The sequence below is a fragment of the Scandinavium sp. M-37 genome, assembly GCF_043558715.1.
Lineage (GTDB): Bacteria > Pseudomonadota > Gammaproteobacteria > Enterobacterales > Enterobacteriaceae > Scandinavium > Scandinavium vulneris_A.
In genome coordinates this window covers 115,104-135,850 of sequence record NZ_JBIGIN010000008.1, presented here as the reverse complement: position 1 = coordinate 135,850, position 20,747 = coordinate 115,104, and the positions used below count along the sequence as shown (strand labels likewise).

25 protein-coding genes are annotated in these 20,747 nt (G+C 56.6%); 15 read left to right on the top strand and 10 right to left on the bottom strand.

Annotated elements, in window-relative coordinates; translation table 11 throughout:
• A partial coding sequence (locus tag ACG0Z5_RS08720; RefSeq protein WP_394446542.1) for a transposase occupies positions 1–257 on the top strand: 257 nt, incomplete at its 5' end.
• 113 nt (positions 258–370) lie between these two features.
• Here ACG0Z5_RS08720 and ACG0Z5_RS08715 read toward each other — a convergent pair.
• The gene (locus tag ACG0Z5_RS08715; protein ID WP_394446541.1) at positions 371–1,294 is read right to left on the bottom strand and encodes a Kdo(2)-lipid IV(A) acyltransferase; all 924 of its coding nucleotides are present in this window, start codon (positions 1,292–1,294) and stop codon (positions 371–373) included.
• Between the two features lie 217 nt (positions 1,295–1,511).
• On the opposite strand from ACG0Z5_RS08715, the gene ACG0Z5_RS08710 reads away from it, so the two are divergent.
• Positions 1,512–2,561, top strand: coding sequence for a rhodanese-related sulfurtransferase (locus tag ACG0Z5_RS08710; protein WP_394446540.1), 1,050 nt, complete (start codon positions 1,512–1,514; stop codon positions 2,559–2,561).
• Positions 2,562–2,613: 52 nt separating this feature from the next.
• Here ACG0Z5_RS08710 and solA read toward each other — a convergent pair whose 3' ends face one another.
• The 6 genes from solA to mdtH form a co-directional block, all read right to left on the bottom strand.
• A complete protein-coding gene (gene solA / locus ACG0Z5_RS08705) occupies positions 2,614–3,732 on the bottom strand; it encodes an N-methyl-L-tryptophan oxidase (protein WP_394446539.1) in 1,119 nt (372 codons plus the stop codon).
• Between the two features lie 116 nt (positions 3,733–3,848).
• The gene (gene bssS, locus ACG0Z5_RS08700) at positions 3,849–4,103 is read right to left on the bottom strand and encodes a biofilm formation regulator BssS (RefSeq protein ID WP_319629937.1); all 255 of its coding nucleotides are present in this window, start codon (positions 4,101–4,103) and stop codon (positions 3,849–3,851) included.
• Between the two features lie 300 nt (positions 4,104–4,403).
• Complete coding sequence (dinI, locus tag ACG0Z5_RS08695; RefSeq protein WP_394446538.1) at positions 4,404–4,649, bottom strand: DNA damage-inducible protein I; 246 nt, start codon at positions 4,647–4,649, stop codon at positions 4,404–4,406.
• Between the two features lie 76 nt (positions 4,650–4,725).
• Positions 4,726–5,772, bottom strand: a complete 1,047-nt coding sequence (pyrC, locus tag ACG0Z5_RS08690; RefSeq protein ID WP_394446537.1) for a dihydroorotase — start codon at positions 5,770–5,772, stop codon at positions 4,726–4,728.
• A 127-nt stretch (positions 5,773–5,899) separates the two neighbouring features.
• Positions 5,900–6,460: a lipoprotein gene (locus ACG0Z5_RS08685; RefSeq protein WP_394446536.1), complete on the bottom strand. Its 561-nt coding sequence runs from the start codon at positions 6,458–6,460 to the stop codon at positions 5,900–5,902.
• A 106-nt stretch (positions 6,461–6,566) separates the two neighbouring features.
• On the bottom strand, positions 6,567–7,778 hold the full coding sequence (mdtH, locus tag ACG0Z5_RS08680) for a multidrug efflux MFS transporter MdtH (RefSeq protein WP_394446535.1): 1,212 nt from the start codon (positions 7,776–7,778) through the stop codon (positions 6,567–6,569).
• 222 nt (positions 7,779–8,000) lie between these two features.
• Here mdtH and rimJ point away from each other — a divergent pair, with 222 nt between their 5' ends.
• From rimJ to murJ, 4 genes are all read left to right on the top strand, one after another.
• Positions 8,001–8,585, top strand: a complete 585-nt coding sequence (gene rimJ / locus ACG0Z5_RS08675; RefSeq protein ID WP_394446534.1) for a ribosomal protein S5-alanine N-acetyltransferase — start codon at positions 8,001–8,003, stop codon at positions 8,583–8,585.
• Between the two features lie 9 nt (positions 8,586–8,594).
• Positions 8,595–9,245 (top strand): YceH family protein, encoded by a 651-nt coding sequence (locus ACG0Z5_RS08670; RefSeq protein ID WP_394446533.1) that lies wholly within the window; start codon positions 8,595–8,597, stop codon positions 9,243–9,245.
• A gap of 5 nt (positions 9,246–9,250) precedes the next feature.
• On the top strand, positions 9,251–10,174 hold the full coding sequence (locus tag ACG0Z5_RS08665; RefSeq protein ID WP_394446547.1) for a Gfo/Idh/MocA family protein: 924 nt from the start codon (positions 9,251–9,253) through the stop codon (positions 10,172–10,174).
• A 122-nt stretch (positions 10,175–10,296) separates the two neighbouring features.
• The gene (gene murJ, locus ACG0Z5_RS08660) at positions 10,297–11,832 is read left to right on the top strand and encodes a murein biosynthesis integral membrane protein MurJ (RefSeq protein ID WP_394446532.1); all 1,536 of its coding nucleotides are present in this window, start codon (positions 10,297–10,299) and stop codon (positions 11,830–11,832) included.
• A 63-nt stretch (positions 11,833–11,895) separates the two neighbouring features.
• Here murJ and flgN read toward each other — a convergent pair whose 3' ends face one another.
• The 3 genes from flgN to flgA form a co-directional block, all read right to left on the bottom strand.
• The gene (flgN, locus tag ACG0Z5_RS08655; protein WP_394446531.1) at positions 11,896–12,318 is read right to left on the bottom strand and encodes a flagella biosynthesis chaperone FlgN; all 423 of its coding nucleotides are present in this window, start codon (positions 12,316–12,318) and stop codon (positions 11,896–11,898) included.
• A 4-nt stretch (positions 12,319–12,322) separates the two neighbouring features.
• A complete protein-coding gene (flgM, locus tag ACG0Z5_RS08650) occupies positions 12,323–12,616 on the bottom strand; it encodes a flagellar biosynthesis anti-sigma factor FlgM (protein ID WP_394446530.1) in 294 nt (97 codons plus the stop codon).
• Positions 12,617–12,709: 93 nt separating this feature from the next.
• Complete coding sequence (flgA, locus tag ACG0Z5_RS08645; RefSeq protein WP_394446529.1) at positions 12,710–13,369, bottom strand: flagellar basal body P-ring formation chaperone FlgA; 660 nt, start codon at positions 13,367–13,369, stop codon at positions 12,710–12,712.
• A gap of 160 nt (positions 13,370–13,529) precedes the next feature.
• Here flgA and flgB point away from each other — a divergent pair, with 160 nt between their 5' ends.
• Genes flgB through flgJ form a run of 9 tightly spaced genes read left to right on the top strand, consistent with a single transcriptional unit; the run spans position 13,530 to position 20,730 of the window.
• Positions 13,530–13,943 carry a flagellar basal body rod protein FlgB gene (flgB, locus tag ACG0Z5_RS08640; protein ID WP_319629949.1) on the top strand — a complete coding sequence of 138 codons (414 nt, stop codon included), beginning with the start codon at positions 13,530–13,532 and terminating at the stop codon, positions 13,941–13,943.
• A 3-nt stretch (positions 13,944–13,946) separates the two neighbouring features.
• Positions 13,947–14,351 (top strand): flagellar basal body rod protein FlgC, encoded by a 405-nt coding sequence (gene flgC, locus ACG0Z5_RS08635; RefSeq protein WP_394446528.1) that lies wholly within the window; start codon positions 13,947–13,949, stop codon positions 14,349–14,351.
• Positions 14,352–14,362: 11 nt separating this feature from the next.
• Positions 14,363–15,055, top strand: a complete 693-nt coding sequence (gene flgD, locus ACG0Z5_RS08630) for a flagellar hook assembly protein FlgD (protein ID WP_394446527.1) — start codon at positions 14,363–14,365, stop codon at positions 15,053–15,055.
• Positions 15,056–15,082: 27 nt separating this feature from the next.
• On the top strand, positions 15,083–16,339 hold the full coding sequence (flgE, locus tag ACG0Z5_RS08625; RefSeq protein ID WP_394446526.1) for a flagellar hook protein FlgE: 1,257 nt from the start codon (positions 15,083–15,085) through the stop codon (positions 16,337–16,339).
• A gap of 20 nt (positions 16,340–16,359) precedes the next feature.
• Entirely contained in the window at positions 16,360–17,118 is a 759-nt protein-coding gene (locus tag ACG0Z5_RS08620) for a flagellar basal body rod protein FlgF (RefSeq protein WP_394446525.1), read from the top strand.
• A gap of 12 nt (positions 17,119–17,130) precedes the next feature.
• Entirely contained in the window at positions 17,131–17,913 is a 783-nt protein-coding gene (flgG, locus tag ACG0Z5_RS08615; protein WP_319629954.1) for a flagellar basal-body rod protein FlgG, read from the top strand.
• A 56-nt stretch (positions 17,914–17,969) separates the two neighbouring features.
• Positions 17,970–18,668 carry a flagellar basal body L-ring protein FlgH gene (gene flgH, locus ACG0Z5_RS08610; RefSeq protein ID WP_394446524.1) on the top strand — a complete coding sequence of 233 codons (699 nt, stop codon included), beginning with the start codon at positions 17,970–17,972 and terminating at the stop codon, positions 18,666–18,668.
• A gap of 11 nt (positions 18,669–18,679) precedes the next feature.
• Positions 18,680–19,777: a flagellar basal body P-ring protein FlgI gene (locus ACG0Z5_RS08605; protein WP_319629956.1), complete on the top strand. Its 1,098-nt coding sequence runs from the start codon at positions 18,680–18,682 to the stop codon at positions 19,775–19,777.
• On the top strand, positions 19,777–20,730 hold the full coding sequence (gene flgJ, locus ACG0Z5_RS08600) for a flagellar assembly peptidoglycan hydrolase FlgJ (RefSeq protein WP_319629957.1): 954 nt from the start codon (positions 19,777–19,779) through the stop codon (positions 20,728–20,730). The genes ACG0Z5_RS08605 and flgJ overlap by 1 nt, the downstream gene beginning before the upstream one ends.
• The last annotated feature ends 17 nt before the right edge of the window (positions 20,731–20,747 follow it).

Genomic DNA, 20,747 nt, shown 5'->3' with positions numbered 1-20,747 from the left:
TCGTGGATAACTACATCATTCACAAAAGCCAGGAAACGCAGCGCTGGCTGAAAGAGAACCCGAAGTTCAGCGTGATTTACCAGCCGGTTTACTCGCCGTGGGTGAACCACGTAGAGCGACTGTGGCAGGCGCTTCACGACACAATAACGCGCAATCATCAGTGTCGTTCAATGTGGCAACTACTGAGAAAAGTTCGTCATTTTATGGAAACCGCCAGCCCGTTCCCCGGAAGAAAGCATGGGCTGGCAAAAGTGTAGCGGTATTAGGCGCAGCTATTTAGGCTGAACGCCGTGCTCCTGCTAACTCATGACTGCAATCCGCGACGGCGATACCCAAAAGACAAAGCCCCGGTTTTATCCGGGGCTTTTTGTCAGTAGCGGGAAGGCATCCCTTCCGGCCGCGTTTTGAAACGCCGATGCAGCCACATGTACTGCTCGGGGGCCATCAATATGCACTGCTCGATGACTTTGTTCATCCACGCGGCGGTGGTCTCCTGATCGTCCAGCGGCGGGGCGCACTCGGGCTGAAGGATAATCAGCTCATACCCTTTGCCATCCGGCTTACGGCGTGGAACGAACGGTACAATACAGGCCTTCGACATACGCGTCAGAGTATAGGTGCCCGAGGTGGTGGCGGCCTTATCGACGCCAAACAGTGGCACAAACACGCTGCCCTGCGGGCCGTAGTCGTGATCCGGCGCATACCAAATCACATCGCCTTTTTTCAGCGAACGGATCATGCCTTTCAAATCTTTGCGATCCAGCATGTCTTTATTGGAACGCATCCGGCCCCAGGTCTGCACCAGATCGATAACCGGGTTGTCATTCGGGCGATAAACGCCGATCCCCGGTGACGCATGCAGACCGAACATGCGGGCGCCGATTTCAAGGGTCAGGAAGTGGATGCCAATCAGCAAAATTCCTTTTTTCTCGGCCTCCAGAGCGTGGATATGCTCCACGCCTTTCGCTTCACTCCAGCGCGCCATGCGTTTATCCGACCAGAACCAGGCCATGCCGGTTTCCATCAGACCCATGCCCACGGATTCAAAGTTTTTGACCACCCACTGGTGGCGTTCTTTTTCGTCCATTTCGGGAAAGCACAGTTCCAGATTACGGTAGGCAATGCGCGAGCGACGCTTTAACAGACGCAGCGAATAACGGCCCAGTGTGGTGCCCAGACGGTAAAGGACTGGATAGGGAAGTTGCACAATCAGCCACAGCATGCCCACGCCCAGCCAGGTTAACCAGTAACGTGGATGGAGAAGTGCAGCAGAAAATTTGGGTAAATGGGTCATCTCATTCCTGTTCTTTCGAGCAATTAGTCCTATTATCGCATTTTTTTGCCCTTCGCCCAAATAGACCCCGGCAGAATGGCTGTTATTGCAACAAATGTTGAGTGTACCCGTTTGAGGTGAGGAAAATGTAGCGCAAAATGTGGGGATGTAAATTCGCAACACATGCTATATGATGCGGGCCGCGAATTTTCTCACCGATAAATGCAGGAACCACACCATGCCAGTGTTGCACAACCGCATATCGAATGAGCAACTGAAAGCGCAGCTGATGGCAGAAACCGAGCCGCGCACGACTGTCTCATTCTACAAATACTTCCATATTGCCGACCCAAAGGCGACCCGCGATGCGCTGTATCAGGCGTTTTTAGGGCTCAGCGTTTTTGGTCGTGTGTATCTCGCCCACGAAGGCATTAACGCGCAAATCAGCGTGCCTGAAAGCAAAATGGACGCCTTCCGCGAGCTGCTGTACGGCTTTGATCCGGCGTTAAATAATCTGCGTCTCAATATTGCCCTGGACGACGACGGGAAATCTTTCTGGGTCCTGCGCATGAAGGTGCGCGACCGTATCGTGGCGGACGGCATTGACGATCCGACCTTTGATGCCAGTGACGTCGGCGAGTATCTGAAGGCGGCAGAAGTGAATGCCATGCTCGACGATCCCGACGCCGTTTTCATTGATATGCGCAACCACTACGAATACGAAGTGGGGCATTTCGAAAACGCCCTGGAGATCCCGGCGGACACCTTCCGCGATCAGCTGCCGAAAGCGGTAGAGATGATGGAAGAGTATCGCGACAAAAAGATCGTGATGTACTGTACCGGTGGGATCCGCTGCGAAAAAGCCAGTGCGTTCATGAAGCATAAGGGCTTCAACAAGGTCTGGCATATTGAGGGCGGGATTATTGAATACGCCCGTCGCGCGCGCGAGCAGGGTCTGCCGGTGCGCTTTATCGGCAAGAACTTCGTGTTTGACGAGCGCATGGGTGAGCGTATCTCTGAAGACGTGATTGCCCACTGCCACCAGTGCGGCACTCCGTGCGATACCCATACCAACTGTCTGAACGACGGCTGCCATCTGCTGTTCATCCAGTGCCCGGCTTGTGCCGAGAAATACAGTGGCTGCTGTAGCGATCTGTGCAAAGAAGAGAGCGTTTTACCGGAAGAAGAGCAGCGTCGTCGCCGCGCAGGTCGTGAAAATGGTAATAAGATTTTCAATAAATCGCGCGGCCAGCTGAACACCCGTCTGGGTATTCCTGACCCGGAATAAGAAGACGTATTCAAGCCCGGTCAGCGTAGCGTCACCGGGCTTTTTTACGCGCTTAGTTCCCGAAACGCGCCAGTCTGAACGGTGACAGATCGAAAGCAGGCGTTTTGCCCTGGGCAAAGTCAGCGGCAATCTCTCCCAGCACCGAGGTGAACTTGAAGCCGTGCCCGCTCAGGCCGGAAATCACCAGCGTATTGTCATGGCCGGGCAGGGTGTCGATGATGAAATCTTCGTCCGGTGAGTTGTCGTAGGTACAGGCCGCGCCGTACAAGCAGCCCCCGACCCCGGGCAACACATTGCGCAGGAAGTTGAACGCTTCGGAGCCGTCGGTGGCAACGGCCCCAAAGGGTTTGCGCTGTTCAGGCGAATCAATAATCTGACCCCCGTTATGCTTGCCAAGCTTCAGCTCATTCTCTTCAGCCGGAAAACCATAATACTGGTCGCCGTTGGGCATTTCACTGGTGAACGCCGGGAAGTTATTTTTGCGGCTGTAACGTCCGTCAGCCTGGAACCAGGCAAAGACCTTACGTACCGGCTGTACCGGCAGCTCAGGCAGCAGTTTCGTCACCCAGGTTCCGGCGCTGACCAGTAAACGTTTACCGGTATAGCTGCCGTCGGCGGTGTCGATAGTCACGCCCTCGGCGTGATGATGCACGGCGTTGACCGGGCAGTTAAACAACTGCGCGCAACCGGCTTCGCGGGCCAGTTCAACCCACGCTTTGACGGCGCGTTCGCTGCGCAGCACGCCCGATGCCGGTTCAAAGAGGCCGATGTAGTCGTCGGGGACGCGAATTTCAGGCCAGCGGGCCATCAGCGTCTGGGCGTCGAGTTTTTCAACGTTCAGGCCAAACTGTTCCGCGCTTTGAGCGACGTTCGCCAGGAACGATGAATGGGCGGGGCCGAGATTAATCACCCCGGTTTGCTCGAAGATCTCTTCCCCGCTGAGCTGGGCCAGCTCATCCCACAGCGTTTGCGCGCGTAGAACCATTGGGACGTATTTTTCACCTTCACCATAGGCATGGCGAATCAGGCGGGTATCACCGTGATGGCTGCCTTCGGCGTGCGGGGGCAAGTGCGCATCGGTCATCAGGACTGAAAGCCCGGCGCGGGAGGCATAATAACCGGCGGCAGCGCCGACAGACCCGCTGCCGATAATAATTAAGTCATAGTTCATGCGTATGTCCTGGGCATCTTCTTTATTAGCAGGGTAATTAATCTGTTTCTGTCTGACAAGGCAAAATAATAAGGCACCCGATGGGTGCCTGTTGAGTGAATTTTCAGCATTAAGCGCTAATGCCTTCGATACTCGTTTTCCTGGTAATCGCCGGATTCAATTTTGGCGATGCCCGCTTCTAAAATAGAAATAAACTGGCGGGCGACATCGGTCGTTAACCATAGCGTTTGACCGATTTCTGCTTCGTGCTGACTCGATTGTGTGGGGTTCTGGTAGTGCAGGCGCAGCATCAGCGCGTCGTAGCTGTCTACGGTACTGATGTCCCATCCGATGAGGGGATGGGTCTGGATGACTTCATTATTCTTTTCCATCATAACCCCTTATTAACGTGTTAAAAGACACTGGTTCGAGGTTCAATGCGTGTTTTCTGAAGCAAACTAATTATATCAACAACTAAGAAAATATTCGAATTTTTAGGTAACCCGCAACCTCTTTTTCCTCCTCATCCGTTTTTTTGAACAATAAAACGGCATTTAGTTCGTTATTTTTTAATCGCACAGCGATGCAATAAGAAAAAGAGCAAAAAAGGCGCAGAAAAGGAATAAAAAAGCCGGGGCGACCCGGCAAAAGATTACATAATGATGGAGCGTTTTTTAATCAGATAACCTGCTCTATGCAGGGTTAAACCAGTCGTCTGCGCTTTCCCAGGTTTCCTGAAGGATTTCGCTGATGCGGTCTTTGTCTTCTTTGGCACCGCCAAGAACGGTAAGATTATTGCCTGCGGCATAGCGCACGCTGACCTGGCCGTTTTGGTCAGGAAACTGGTCGTGAATACGGCGAGAAAGCTCGGTAGTTAGCGCATCAATAGCGCCAGCGGGTAGGACAGTCGTTTTGGCAATGGTCACTTCAATACGCATAATTTGCCCCCTGTTGAATATACTGGATATTTATACAGTCACTTTATGCATTTTACAACAGGGGACAGGTACTTATTTAGCCTTTGACGCTCCAGCGCACGGTTTCACCCGCCAGGAACGGGATCAGCGTGTCATCGGTCAGGGCGATACTCTCGACCACCTGGCTTTCAGTGCGCTCCAGTTCGATAACGCTTTCATTCACCGGCAGGCCATAGAAACGCGGGCCGTTCAGCGAGCAGAACGCTTCAAAGTGTTGCAAGGCGTTCATCTCTTCGAACACGGTCGCATAGCTCCCCAACGCCGTAGGGGCGTTAAAACAGCCCGCACAGCCGCAGCTGGCTTCTTTGCGATGACGGGCGTGCGGCGCGGAGTCGGTCCCGAGGAACGCACGCTCAAAGCCGCTGGCGACCAGTTCACGCAGCGCCTGCTGGTGAACGTTGCGCTTCAAAATCGGCAGGCAGTACAGGTGAGGGCGCACGCCGCCGACCAGCATGTGGTTACGGTTAAACATCAGGTGTTGAGGGGTGATGGTCGCGGCCAGCAGTTCGTTTCCGTCGCGGACGTACTCGGCGGCATCTTTGGTGGTGATATGTTCGAACACCACTTTTAGACCCGGCAGACGCTGACGCATCGGCTCCATCACCGTTTCAATGAAGCGTGCTTCCCGGTCGAAAATGTCAATATCCGCGTGTGTCACTTCGCCATGAACCAGCAGCGGCATCCCCAGCTTCTGCATCCGTTCCAGCACCGGCATAATGGCATCAATGCTGGTCACGCCGTGGCTGGAGTTAGTGGTGGCATTGGCCGGATAGAGTTTAGCCGCGGTAAACACGCCTTCGTTAAACCCGCGCTCCAGCTCGTTCGGGTCGAGCGTGTCGGTTAAATAGCAGGTCATCAGTGGGGTAAAATCGTGGCCCGCCGGAACGGCGTCAAGAATGCGCTGACGGTAGCTTATCGCCGCGTCAACCGTGGTGATAGGCGGCACCAGGTTTGGCATCACAATCGCCCGGCCATACACTTCACTGGTATAGGGCACGACGGTTTTGAGCATATCGCCATCACGCAGATGGATATGCCAGTCGTCGGGACGGCGGATTTTCAGTCGCTGGGATTGTGCTGTCATGGAAGGCTCCGGCTGGTTGAGAAGGCTATTTTTGCCGGGAGCTAAGGTTAAACGGAATCGTTTTCCTTTGCACTCCTTTCCGTGAAAAAAAACGGGCACCGAAGTGCCCGTTTCTAAAACAGTGTGATTAATTGGTCAGCGGGATGATGATTTCGCCAGGCTTAACCTCAATTCCTTTCGCGTATTTCTTCGCCAGAGCCTCACCTTCGCTGGCATCTTCACGCAGAACGTAGGCAGGCTGCGTGTTGAAGTAGCTGCGCAGCGACTGGTTCAGATAGGGCATCATGGTTTGCACCACCGACTGCATTTTCTCCGGCTGGACTTTGGCATCCACCACTTCCATTTCCTGCAGGAAAATCGCCCCTTTCTCTTTATTGAACACCGGCAGCGCTTTCAGTTTCAGGTTAATGGTCGCTTTCTGATTACCAAATAGCGAGGTCATATCCAGATTCGCGACCCCGTTAAGCGTGATTTTGTTCGGCTCTTCACGACCAATGGCGCTGGAGAGATTAGTCAGCACAATATGTGCATCCGCCACGCCCGGCAGGCCAATATCTTTGGAGAAATTGTTCCGCTTTTGCAGGGCCTGGTTAATCTCTTGCTCACTCACGGTGTACTGCGTTAGCTGATTACAGCCTACCACCAGGCCGCTCACAATCAGCGCGGCGACCATCAACAACTTTTTCATGGGGTTCCTCAACATGACGTCTTTGTCTCATCCTGACACAAAGCAGCATGCCCTGTCAGCCTAATGCGCACCAGCAGAATCCGCTGAATTGTTACCACTGTTAACATCAGGCCCCGGGTTCAACCATCCCGGTGGTGGCGCGTTTGGTACTGAATTGCCACCACAGCGCCAGGAAGGTGATGAAACCAATGACGCCGAGCATCGCCCACGGCAGCTCGGGCTGGTTAATGGCTTTGCCCGCATCAAACAGCCAGCCACCCCCGGCATAACCCAGGGCACCACCAAAGGCTAACCCCAAACGGCTGAAGCCCATATAGCTGCCACGCGCCCGTGGATCCGCCAGCTGGGCGCTCAGGGTTTCACGCGCCGGTTCAGCGATAATAGAGCCGATATAGAACACGCAAATCAGGGTGAACAGCTGTTGAAGATTGGCAGAAAGCCCGATCGGCAGCATCGCCACGGTCATGATCAGCAACCCGGCCATCAGACGGTGCTCGAGACGGAAGCGTTTCTCGCTCCAGCGAGCGATAGGGTAGAGCAGCGATAACGACAGCGTGGCTTCAATGGCGTACATCCATTTCACCGCCGCAGGCGTGCCCGCGATATCATTTACCATGATAGGCAACATCAGCATCACCTGCACCGCCAGCATGTAGTACCCGGTCAGGGTCAGCACATAAGTGACAAAACGTTTGTCACTCAGCACCCGCGAAAGGCCTTCGCGCACCGGCGTTTTGACCGTCGAGAGTTTCCACGCCGGGAGATACCAGGCGTTAAACGCGGCACAAAAAATAAACAGCACCGCGCCCACGCTGCACACCAGACGGAAATCATATTGCAGCAGCCAACTGCCGAGCAGGGCACCGATCACCGCCCCGGCGCTGTCTTGCATCATCAGCAGCGAAAAAAATCGCCCCCGCTGATTCGGCCTGACTAATTTGACCACCAGCGCGGCACGCGGCGGGTCAAACAGAGTGCCGCCGAGCCCCGACAACACACAGGAGAGCCACAGCATCCACGGTTCATGGGCGATAGCCATAGTGGCGAAACCCGCCGCCCGCATGAGCATCCCGGTGACGATCATCGGTTTCGCGCCGAAACGGTCAGCAATGGCGCCGCCAAAAATCCCCAAGCCTTGCTGGACCAGCTGGCGTAGCCCGAGGGCTATCCCGACCATCAGTGCCGCCCAGCCCATCTGGTCGACAAAGCGAATCGAAATTAATGGAAAGACGACAAAAAAGCCGAGCACAACCAGCATGTTGTCGACGAGCAGGAAATATTTGCCCAGGCTGCGAGCCTGTGAGATGCGCGATGGCATTTCCCCTCCAGGGGAATAAAACGGTGAGAACCGATATTCTACCGTCAGAACGGCGATTTTCCGGGCATCTGCGCAACAATATTTTTTTATCAAAAGACTATTTTGATAGAGTTTATTTATCGAAAAGCAGAAGTGACGCAGAAAAACGTATGTCGCTGTTTTCACAAGGTGCCAGTGGGCAGGTATAGTGAACATAATGGCGCTTATAAGGAGTGGGGGAAGATGTTTGGCTATCGCAGTAACGTGCCGAAAGTGCGCTTAACAACAGACCGGCTGGTGGTGCGTCTGGTTCATGACCGGGACGCCTGGCGGCTTGCCGATTATTACGCAGAAAATAAACTGTATTTGAAACCCTGGGAGCCCGTGCGCGACGACAGCCATTGCTATCCCTCAGGCTGGCAGGCGCGTTTGTCGATGATTAGCGAATTTCACAAGCAGGGTACGGCGTTTTACTTCGCGCTGCTTGACCCCGAAGAGAAAGAAATCATCGGCATCGCCAACTTCTCCAACGTGGTGCGCGGCTCGTTCCACGCCTGCTATCTCGGCTATTCCATTGGTGAGAAATGGCAGGGGCAGGGACTGATGTATGAAGCGCTGACCTCCGCCATTCGGTATATGCAGCGCACGCAGCATATTCACCGGATCATGGCTAACTATATGCCGCATAACCAGCGCAGCGGCGCGCTGCTCGCAAAACTCGGATTTGAAAAAGAAGGGTACGCCAAAGACTATCTGCTGATTGACGGGCAGTGGCGGGACCATGTTCTGACCGCGCTCACTACCCGTGAGTGGACGGCGGGTCGCTAAGGAGAAACCATGAAGTATCAGTTAACGGCGCTCGAAGCGCGAGTGATTGGCTGTCTGCTCGAAAAACAGGTGACCACCCCGGAGCAATATCCGCTGTCGGTGAACGCGGTAACCCTGGCCTGTAATCAGAAGAGCAACCGCGAGCCGGTGATGTCGCTCGGCGAAAGTGAAGTCCAGGATCTCCTCGACCAGCTGGTAAAACGTCATTATCTGCGCACGGTGAGCGGCTTTGGTAACCGGGTGACCAAATATGAACAGCGCTTCTGCAACTCAGAATTTGGCGACCTGAAGCTGACGGCAGGTGAGGTCGCGCTGGTGACTACCCTGCTGCTGCGCGGGGCACAAACGCCCGGTGAACTGCGTAGCCGCGGTCAACGTATGCATGAATTTGCTGACACGGCGGAAGTCGAAACGGCGCTGGAAAAACTGGCCGAACGCGAAGACGGCCCGTTTGTGGTGCGTCTGCCGCGCGAGCCGGGCAAGCGCGAACATCGTTATATGCATCTGTTCAGCGGAGAAGTCGACACCTCGGCTGTCGCCGCTACGCCTGCTACCGCACCGGCCTCTGACGAGCTGGTGGCGCGCGTGGAAGCGCTGGAAGGCGAAGTGGAAGAACTTAAGCAGCGTCTCGATTCCTTACTGGCTCACCTGGGAGATTAAGCGTGATGGCGAAACTTCGGATAGGCGTCGTCGGGCTCGGGGGCATCGCGCAAAAAGCGTGGCTGCCGGTATTGAGCGCCGCCAGCGACTGGAGGCTTCAGGCCGCATGGTCACCGGGACGTGAAAAGGCCCTGCGTATCTGTGAAGCCTACCGGATCCCCTTGGCGGATTCGTTGGCGCATCTTGCCTCACAGTGCGATGCGGTATTTGTCCACAGTGCCACCGCCACCCATTACGCGGTGGTGAGCGAGCTGCTGAATTTAGGCGTTCACGTCTGCGTGGATAAACCCCTGGCGGACAAACTCAGCGATGCTGTGCGTTTGATTGAACTGGCTGAGAAGAAAAAATTGACCCTGATGGTCGGGTTTAACCGCCGCTTTGCGCCGCTGTACCGCGAACTGAAAGCCAACCTGAGCGCAGGCGCGTCGCTGCGGATGGATAAACACCGGGCTGACAGCGTCGGGCCGAACGATCTGCGTTTTACCCTGCTCGACGATTATCTGCACGTGGTGGATACGGCGCTGTGGCTGGCTGGCGGTACGCCGCAGTTGAGCGGCGGGCTGTTGCAAACCACCGATCAGGGTGAAATGTTCTATGCCGAGCATCACTTCAGCCTGCCGCAGATGCAGATTACTACCAGTATGCATCGCCGGGCGGGCAGCCAACGCGAATGGGTCCAGGCGGTAACCGACGGTGGTCTGATCGACATTACCGATATGCGCGACTGGCGGGAAGAGCGGGGCCACGGCGTGTTCCAGCGTCCGATTCCCGGCTGGCAAAGCACGCTGGAGCAGCGAGGTTTCGCGGGCTGTGCGCGTCACTTTATCGAATGCGTGCAAAATCAGACGGTTCCGGAAACATCGGGCGAACAGGCAATTGCCGCCCAGCGTATTGTCGAAAAGCTGTGGCAGGAGGCGAATCGAGAGTGACGAGTATGAGGTTGTAACATCTGCCGGTAGTAATTACGGTTAATCCAGGTAGACTATCGCCACTTTCCAACGCCTGTTTTGCTGCAGGCGTTTTTGATCCAGGGTTGTGGAATAACACGTTAATGAACCTATTAAAATCACTGGCGGCCGTCAGTTCAATGACCATGTTCTCTCGTGTGCTGGGATTTGCGCGCGATGCCATTGTGGCAAGGGTTTTTGGGGCGGGAATGGCGACGGATGCCTTTTTTGTCGCATTCAAACTGCCGAACCTGCTGCGCCGCATCTTTGCGGAAGGGGCATTTTCTCAGGCGTTTGTGCCGATTCTGGCGGAATACAAAAGCAAGCAGGGCGAAGATGCCACCCGCGTGTTTGTCTCTTATGTTTCGGGCTTACTCACCCTCGCCCTGGCGATTGTGACCGTCGTTGGGATGCTGGCCGCACCGTGGGTTATCACCCTTACCGCACCGGGTTTTGCGGATACCGCGGATAAGTTCGCCTTAACCAGCCAACTGCTGCGCATCACCTTCCCGTATATTCTCCTGATCTCCCTGGCGTCGCTGGTGGGGGCGATTCTGAATACCTGGAATCGCTTCTCGGTTCCGGCCTTTGCCCCGACGTTCCTTAACGTCAGCATGATTGGCTTTGCGCTGTTTGCCGCACCCTATTTCAATCCTCCGGTGCTGGCGCTGGCGTGGGCGGTCACCGTCGGCGGGGTACTGCAACTGTTCTATCAGCTGCCGCACCTGAAAAAAATCGGCATGCTGGTGCTGCCGCGCATCAACCTGAAAGACACCGGTTCGATGCGGGTGGTGAAGCAAATGGGCCCGGCCATTCTCGGCGTGTCTGTCAGCCAGATTTCACTGATCATCAACACCATTTTCGCCTCGTTCCTTGCCTCTGGCTCGGTCTCCTGGATGTATTATGCTGACCGTCTGATGGAGTTCCCGTCCGGCGTGCTGGGCGTAGCGCTCGGGACAATTCTGCTGCCGTCGCTGTCGAAAAGCTTTGCCAGCGGTAATCATGAGGAATACAACCGCCTGATGGACTGGGGGCTGCGACTGTGCTTCCTGCTGGCGGTGCCGAGCGCGGTGGCGCTGGGCATTCTGGCGAAACCACTGACCGTGTCGCTGTTCCAGTACGGAAAATTCACGGCCTTTGATGCGGCGATGACCCAGCGCGCGCTGGTGGCCTATTCGGTCGGGCTGGTGGGGCTGATTGTGTTGAAAGTATTGGCGCCGGGTTTCTATTCGCGTCAGAACATCAAAACCCCGGTCAAAATTGCTATCGTGACGCTTATCATGACCCAGTTGATGAACCTGGCGTTTATCGGCCCGCTGAAACATGCCGGGCTGTCGCTGTCGATTGGTCTGGCGGCCTGTCTGAACGCCAGCCTGCTTTACTGGCAGCTGCGTAAGCAGAAAATTTTCACCCCTGAGCCGGGCTGGGGCAAGTTCCTGACCCGTCTGATTGCGGCGGTGGTGGTGATGGCGGCGGTGCTGCTGGGCGTGATGCACATTATGCCGGAGTGGTCGCAGGGCACCATGCCGTGGCGTATTTTGCGCCTGATGGGCGTGGTGGTCGCGGGCATTGTCGCTTACTTTGCGACGCTGCTGGTGCTGGGTTTCAGAGTGAAGGAATTCACCCGTCGGAGCGTGTAAATGCCGCGCGGCGGTGAAGCGCAATGCTTCCCGCCGCGTGCGTGTCTGGTGATTACCGGGGAGTTAAACGGAGAACTTCTTGTTGCCGCGCGGCGTCGTCGACGTCTGCCCGTCTTTGCCGTAAAGGCTGGGTTCCTGATGCGGTTTCAACACCTCTAATGCCTGCTGATTACGCTCAATCTGGCCTTCCAGCAGCCAGCCGTTGTGCTGGTTGAGATCGCGCAGATGTTGCGTTTTTTCGGTAATGCTCAGCCAGCGTTCCGCCACGTCATCATTGGCGCAGCGCTGCGCTTCCTGCTCCAGACGACGCTGTTTCTCCAGATAATCGAGGGTCGCCAGCAACGAGCTTTTTTCTTCGGTTATCCGTTGCAGGGCGCTACTGTTCACGCTGCCTGCGGAAAGCTGTTGCTGCTCGGCATCCATCACCTCTTTCAGCGAGTTCAGGATGACTGTCATATGATCCAGTATTTCTGACAGACGACTCATTCTGTTATTTACTCTGCAGCCAGCTCTGGGTATCCGAAATCAGTGAATCGGCAATTTTGCCCGTATCCATTTTCAGTTCGCCGTTACGAATAGCCGTTTTCAGCGCTTCAACGCGTTCCATATTAATGTCGCTGTTGCGTGGCTGCATCAGGCTCGATTGTGCTTCGCTCAGCGTGACGTTAGTGCTGTTCGCGGTCGAAGATTTTTCCAGACGGGCTTTCTGCGCCTGGGCTTCATTCGGCTCACGCGGCTGGACGGCGTTAACGGGCTTCAGGGGCGATGTACGATCAATGCTCATTGTCCTGTCCTCATCGAGGTTTCGTGGCGCTACTGCCTGCCATCATCAGTTGTTGATTATTTATCGGCAGTGTTCGCAGATTCTTTAAAAAGATTATAGGTTAATCAGAATATTCCCATCAGGATCGACCTGACCGCTCACCACCTGGCCTGAGGGCATTCTCACCCGCGCATTTTGCGCCACCGCCGCATTGTTTAGCGCCTGGCCTTCACCATTCACGCTAAAGCCGTCACCGCTGGCGATCACTTGCACTTTTTGTCCGGCTTTGACGCGCCATGACTGACGCAACATTGATAGCTGAATCGCCTGTCCCGGCACCAGGTCACGCATCGACACGGCATCCTGCGCCTGATTAATATCCAGCATGGTGCGCGGTGGCAACTGATCCAACCGGCCGCGCTTTAGCGAGACGCTGCCAGGCTGTAACACCGACCCGCGCGCAACCGGCTGCGCGGCCACCACGTAGTTGCCCGTCGCCTCAACGAACACCTGAATGTAGCGTTTTTCCGTGCCGCACTGCGCCTGCACGGTTTGGTTGCCCCACAGCTTGTTATTCCCCATCACGCTGAGGGCAGGCTGCTCACACCCCGGCATTTGGCTACCGGGATTGCGCAGGCTGACCTTCACCGCGTCGCTGAAACCTGCCAGACGCTGCACGAAAAACGCGTTCAGCTGTTGGGTTAATTCCTCCGCCATCGCCACCGGGCTCAGTAGCACGAGTGCCAGCGTGAGCATGGGTTTCAGGTTTCGCATCGTTAACTCCAGTCTGTCAGGGAATAGCAGAATCTTACCTGTAAGCGACGCACTTCAACGCAACAAATAGCGATGCATTTTGCTTTTATTCCGACGATGGGGTCAAAAAATTGGGATTAATCTGAACGCTGAATGAACTATTGCCATCAGCGGAGGAGACATGCTCGATAAACTCGACGCCGCGCTACGTTTTCAACAGGAAGCGTTGAACCTGCGCGCCCAGCGTCAGGAAATCCTGGCCTCGAATATTGCTAACGCCGATACCCCGGGGTATCAGGCGCGCGATGTTGATTTTGCCACGGAACTGAAAAAAGTGATGGAAAGGGGGCGCGCGGAAACCAGCAGCGTGTCACTCACGCTGACCTCCGAACGCCATATTCCAGCCCAGGCGATGTCTGCCCCCTCTGTAGACCTGATGTATCGGGTCCCCGATCAGCCATCCATGGACGGTAACACCGTCGATATGGACCGGGAGCGCACGCAATTCGCCGACAACAGCCTGCAATACCAGACCGGGTTAACCGTGCTGGGCGGGCAAATCCGCAGCATGATGACCGTGCTACAGGGGAACTAATTCATGGCCTTACTGAATATTTTTGACGTTGCCGGATCGGCGCTGACCGCGCAGTCCAAGCGCCTGAACGTGGCTGCCAGCAACCTCGCCAACGCCGACAGCGTGACCGGTCCGGATGGTCAGCCGTATCGCGCCAAACAGGTTGTATTCCAGGTGGATGCGCCCGTTGGGGCGGCAACCGGCGGCGTGAAGGTGGCCGATGTGCAGGAAAGCCAGGAGCCGTTCAAGCTGGTTTACCAGCCGGGCAATCCGCTGGCGGATGCCAAAGGCTATGTGAAGATGCCGAACGTAGATGTGGTGGAAGAGATGGTTAACACCATGTCCGCTTCCCGCAGCTATCAGGCTAACGTTGAAGTCCTCAATACCGTCAAGAGCATGATGCTCAAAACGCTGACGCTCGGTCAGTAACGGAGAAAACGATGTCTATTGCCGTGAATGTCAATGACCCGACCAGTACGGGCGCGACCACGACCGCGACCAGTGGCAGTTTAACCACCAGCAACGCCTCAGACCTGCAAAGCAGCTTCCTGACCCTGCTGGTGGCGCAGTTGAAAAACCAGGATCCGACCAACCCGATGGACAACAGTCAACTGACCTCTCAGCTGGCGCAGATAAGCACCGTCAGCGGGATTGAGAAGCTGAACACTACGCTGGGCTCTATCTCCGGTCAGATTGATAACAGCCAGTCGTTGCAGGCCACCTCGCTTATTGGTCACGGGGTGATGATCCCGGGGTCGGTGGTGCTGGCCGGCAAAGGCTCCGACGGCACCGCCAGCACTACGCCGTTTGGCGTTGAGCTGACTCAGGCCGCCGACAAAGCGACCGCCACTGTGACCGATGCCAGCGGCAAAGTGATTCGCACCATGGATCTTGGCAGTCTGGCCGCAGGCGTTCACACCTTTACCTGGGATGGGACTGCCGCCGATGGCTCTACCGTGCCGGACGGCGCATACAACGTCTCGATTGCCGCCAGCACCAACGGCACGCAGCTGGTGGCTCAGCCACTTAAGTTCGCGCTGGTGCAAGGGGTTACGAAGGGAAGCAGCGGTAATCTGCTGGATCTCGGAACGTATGGCACCACCACGCTCGACGAAGTTCGTCAGATTATTTAAGCCTTCAACCTTAGCAGGAGTTAAGACATGGCCTTTTCTCAAGCGGTCAGCGGCCTGAACGCCGCTGCCACCAACCTCGACGTGATTGGCAACAACATTGCCAACTCCGCGACCTACGGTTTTAAAGCCGGTACGGCGTCTTTCGCCGACATGTTTGCCGGTTCCAAAGTGGGCCTCGGCGTGAAAGTGGCGGGCATCACCCAGGACTTTAACGACGGCACCACCACCGGCACCGGCCGTGCGCTGGACGTGGCAATCAGCCAGAGCGGTTTCTTCCGAATGACCGACGCCAACGGTTCCGTGTACTACAGCCGTAACGGCCAGTTCAAACTGGACGAAAACCGTAACCTGGTGAACATGCAGGGTCTGCAGCTGACCGGCTATCCGGCCACCGGTACTCCGCCCACCATTCAGCAGGGCGCCAACCCGGTCGGTTTAAGCATCCCTAATACCCTGATGGCGGCGAAAGCGACCACCACTTCGGCGATGCAAATTAACCTCAACTCTACCGATGCCGTCCCGGCGACGTCTCCGTTTGATGCCACCAACGCGGATACTTACAACAAAAAAGGCACCGTCACCGTCTTCGACAGTCTGGGTAACTCCCATGACATGAACGTCTATTACGTGAAGAACAGTGCTAATAAGTGGGACGTTTACACCCAGGATTCCAGCATGGCCGGTGCCGCTGCGGTGAAACAAGCGCAGATGCAGTTTGCCGATAACGGGACGCTGACCGGGGTCTTCAACTACGACCCGGCTTCTGGCGCCCTGGCGACCACCGCCAACACCGCCCCACAAATTTCAATTGCGATGGGCTCCCTGAACGGGTCTGCCGCCAGCAGTTTCAATCTGAGCTTCCAGAACTCGATGCAGCAGAATACCGGCTCGAACGACATCGTCGCGACCAATCAGAACGGCTACAAGCCGGGTAACCTGGTCAGCTATCAGATTAACGAAGATGGCACCGTGGTCGGCAATTACTCCAACGAACAGACGCAGCTGCTGGGCCAAATTACCCTGGCTAACTTCGCCAACAACGAAGGTCTGCAATCGGAAGGCGATAACGTTTGGTCTGCCACCCAGTCCTCCGGCGTGGCGCTGCTCGGCACCGCTGGCACTGGCAACTTCGGCACCCTGACCAACGGCGCGCTGGAAGCCTCCAACGTCGATCTGAGTAAAGAACTGGTGAACATGATTGTCGCGCAGCGTAACTATCAGTCGAATGCGCAGACCATCAAAACCCAGGATCAGATCCTTAACACCCTGGTTAACCTGCGCTAAGCGCCTGACGGGACGGTTTCATGGATCACGCAATATATACCGCGATGGGCGCGGCCAGCCAGACGATGGAAATGCAGGGGGTTACCGCGAGCAATCTCGCCAATACCTCCACGCCGGGCTTTCGCGCACAGCTGACCGCGCTGCGTGCCGTGCCGGTCAACGGGGAAACCTTTCAGACCCGCACGCTGGTGACCGGTTCCACGCCGGGGGCCGACATGACGCCGGGTCAGCTCGACTACACCGCCCGTCCTTTGGACGTGGCGTTGCAGCAGGATGGCTGGTTGGCGGTGCAGGCGGCCGATGGCTCGGAAGGGTATACCCGTAACGGCAACATTCAGGTGACCCCGACCGGGCAGTTGACCATTCAGGGTAACCCGGTGATGGCCGACGGTGGCGGGCCGGTGATGGTGCCGGAAGGCTCCGAAGTCACCATCGCCTCTGATGGCACGATTTCAGCGCTTAATCCGGGCGACCCGGCGAACACCATTTCGCCTGTGGCCAAGTTAAAGCTGGTCAAGGCGGAGAACACTGAAGTGATTCGCGGGGATGACGGCATGTTCCGTCTGACGGCAGCCGCACAGGCCACGCGTGGCCCGACGCTGCAATCAGACCAGAGCATCCGTTTACAGTCCGGCGTACTGGAAGGCAGTAACGTGAAACCGGTGGCGGCGATGGCTGACATGATTGCCAGCTCCCGACGTTTTGAAATGCAGATGAAGGTGATTAGCAGCGTGGACGACAACGCCTCTAAAGCCAATCAACTGCTCTCAATGAGCTAATAAAGGATACCTATGATCAGTTCATTATGGATTGCCAAAACCGGCCTCGACGCCCAGCAAACCAACATGGACGTTATCGCCAACAACCTGGCGAACGTGAGCACCAACGGCTTCAAGCGCCAGCGTGCGGTGTTTGAAGACCTGCTGTATCAAACTGTACGTCAGCCGGGGGCGCAGTCATCTGAACAGACCACGCTGCCATCCGGCCTGCAAATCGGTACCGGTGTGCGTCCGGTGGCGACCGAGCGTATCCACACCCAGGGCAACCTGTCGCAGACCGACAACAGCAAAGACGTCGCCATCAAAGGCGAAGGCTTCTTCCAGGTCTTGCTCCCGGACGGCACCTCGGCCTATACCCGCGACGGTTCATTCCAGGTCGATCAGAACGGTCAACTGGTCACCGCGGGCGGCTTCCAGGTTCAGCCGGCGATCACCATTCCAGCCAACACGCTGAGCATCACCATCGGGCGTGACGGCGTGGTGAGCGTGACCCAGCAGGGACAAACCAATCCGGTGCAGGTCGGCCAGCTAAATCTGACCACCTTCATGAACGATGCGGGTCTGGAGAGCATCGGTGAAAACCTGTACACCGAAACCCAGGCCTCTGGCGCACCGAACGACAGCACGCCTGGCCTGAACGGCGCGGGCCTGCTGTATCAGGGTTATGTCGAAACCTCTAACGTTAACGTGGCGGAAGAGCTGGTCAACATGATTCAGGTGCAGCGCGCGTATGAGATTAACAGCAAGGCGGTGTCGACCACCGACCAGATGCTGCAGAAGCTCACCCAGCTGTAAGACGTTACCGGTGCGGGATTTCCTGCACCGGATTTTTGATTCAGAAGATAAGAGCAATGCAAAAATCCTCAGCGTTTCGTTATCCGCTTTTCGTGGTCCTGGCCCTGACTCAGGCCGGATGCGCATGGATCCCCTCAAAGCCGCTGGTAGAAGGGGCGACCACAGCACAGCCCATTCCTGGCCCGGTGCCGGTGGTCAATGGCTCGATTTTCCAGAGCGCGCAGCCGATTAACTACGGCTATCAGCCGCTGTTTGAAGACCGACGTCCGCGCAACATTGGCGATACGCTGACCATCCAGCTGCAAGAAAACGTCAGCGCGTCGAAGAGCTCTTCGGCGAACGCCAGCCGCGATGGCAAAACCAATTTCGGCTTCGACACCGTGCCGCGCTATCTCCAGGGCCTGTTTGGCAATGAGCGTGCCGATGTGGAAGCCTCTGGCGGCAACTCCTTTAACGGTAAAGGCGGGGCCAACGCCAGCAATACCTTCAGCGGTACGTTGACGGTTACCGTCGATCAGGTGCTGGCCAACGGTAACCTGCATGTGGTGGGCGAAAAACAGATCGCCATCAACCAGGGCACCGAATTCATTCGCTTCTCGGGCGTCGTCAACCCACGCACCATCAGCGGCAGCAACACCGTGCCGTCTACGCAAGTGGCTGACGCCCGCATTGAGTACGTCGGTAACGGCTACATCAATGAAGCGCAGAACATGGGCTGGCTGCAGCGCTTCTTCCTTAATTTATCGCCGATGTAACGAGGTGGATTATGTTTAAAACTCTGGTTGGCATTGCACTGGTGCTGCTGGCGGGATTCGCCCAGGCCGATCGCATTCGCGACCTCACCAGCGTACAGGGCGTGCGGGAAAACTCACTGATTGGCTACGGCCTGGTGGTCGGTCTCGACGGGACCGGGGATCAGACCACCCAAACGCCATTCACTACCCAAAGCCTGAACAACATGCTGTCGCAGCTCGGGATCACCGTCCCGGCGGGGACCAACATGCAGCTGAAAAACGTGGCGGCGGTGATGGTCACCGCCAAGCTGCCGGCATTTGGCCGCCAGGGTCAGATGATTGACGTGGTGGTGTCGTCGATGGGCAACGCCAAAAGCCTGCGCGGCGGGACGCTGTTAATGACCCCGATGAAAGGCGTCGACAGCCAGGTTTATGCCTTAGCGCAGGGTAACATTCTGGTCGGCGGGGCTGGCGCCTCAGCGGGCGGCAGCAGCGTGCAGGTCAACCAGCTTAACGGCGGGCGCATCACCAACGGGGCGACCATTGAACGTGAACTGCCAAGCCAGTTCGGAGCCGGGAACACTATCAACCTGCAGCTCAACGAAGACGATTTTGGTATGGCGCAGCAGATTGCCGACACTATCAACCGTCGCGGCGGCTACGGCAATGCCACGGCACTGGATGCGCGCACCGTGCAGATCCAGGCTTCCAGCGGCGGCAGCAATCAGGTTCGGATGCTGGCGGATATTCAAAACCTGGAGGTCAACGTCACGCCACAGGATGCGAAGGTGATCATCAACTCCCGTACCGGTTCGGTCGTCATGAACCGTGAGGTGACGCTCGACAACTGTGCGGTGGCGCAGGGCAACCTGTCGGTAACGGTCAACCGTTCGGCCCAGGTCAGCCAGCCGGATACGCCGTTTGGCGGCGGTTCGACGGTGGTCACGCCGCAGACGCAAATCGACCTGCGTCAGAGCGGGGGCGCAATGCAGAGCATTCGCTCCAGTGCCAACCTGAATAACGTGGTGCGGGCGCTGAACGCGCTGGGTGCTTCGCCAATGGAGCTGATGTCGATTTTGCAATCGATGCAAACCGCAGGCTGCCTGCGTGCCAAAGTGGAAATAATCTAATGCTGGGTGACAGCAAGCTGTTGAGTAGCGCGGCCTGGGACGCGCAGTCGCTGAGCGAACTGAAGGTCAAAGCCGGAAAAGACCCGCAGGCGAACTTAAAGCCTGTGGCCCGGCAGGTCGAAGGGATGTTCGTGCAGATGATGCTGAAAAGTATGCGCGACGCGCTGCCGAAGGACGGCATGTTCAGCAGCGACCAGACGCGGCTTTACACCAGTATGTACGATCAGCAAATTGCCCAGCAGATGACTGCGGGCAAAGGTCTGGGGCTGGCGGATGCGATGGTCAAACAGATGGCGGCCGCGCAGGGCGAGCCAGCAGACACGCCTGCCCAGGTGCCGCTCAAGTTTGACCTCGAAACTGTGACCACTTACCAGAACTCTGCCCTGACGCAGATGGTGCGTAAGGCTTTGCCGAAAACGCCGACCGTCGCTGACGTCGGGGATGTGCCCGGTGACAGCCACGACTTCCTGGCGCAGCTTTCGCTGCCTGCAAAACTTGCCAGTGAACAGAGTGGCATCCCGCACCACCTGATCCTCGCCCAGGCGGCGCTTGAATCGGGCTGGGGCCAGCGGCAGATCCGCCGTGAAAATGGCGAGCCAAGCTTCAACCTGTTTGGCGTGAAGGCCTCGTCCGACTGGAAAGGCAAAGTCACCGAAATTACGACCAGCGAATATGAAAACGGGGAGATGAAAAAGGTGAAGGCCCGTTTCCGCGTGTACGGCTCATATCTCGAAGCGCTGTCTGATTACGTCGGCCTGTTAACCCGTAACCCGCGCTACGCCGCTGTCACCACGGCCGCCACGCCAGAGCAGGGCGCACAGGCGTTGCAAAAGGCCGGGTACGCCACCGATCCGAACTATGCCCGCAAGCTGACCGGGATGATTCAGCAGCTGAAATCGATGGGCGAGAAGGTGAGCAAGGCCTACAGCAACGATATCGAAAATCTGTTCTGAAATGCCTCAAGTTCAAT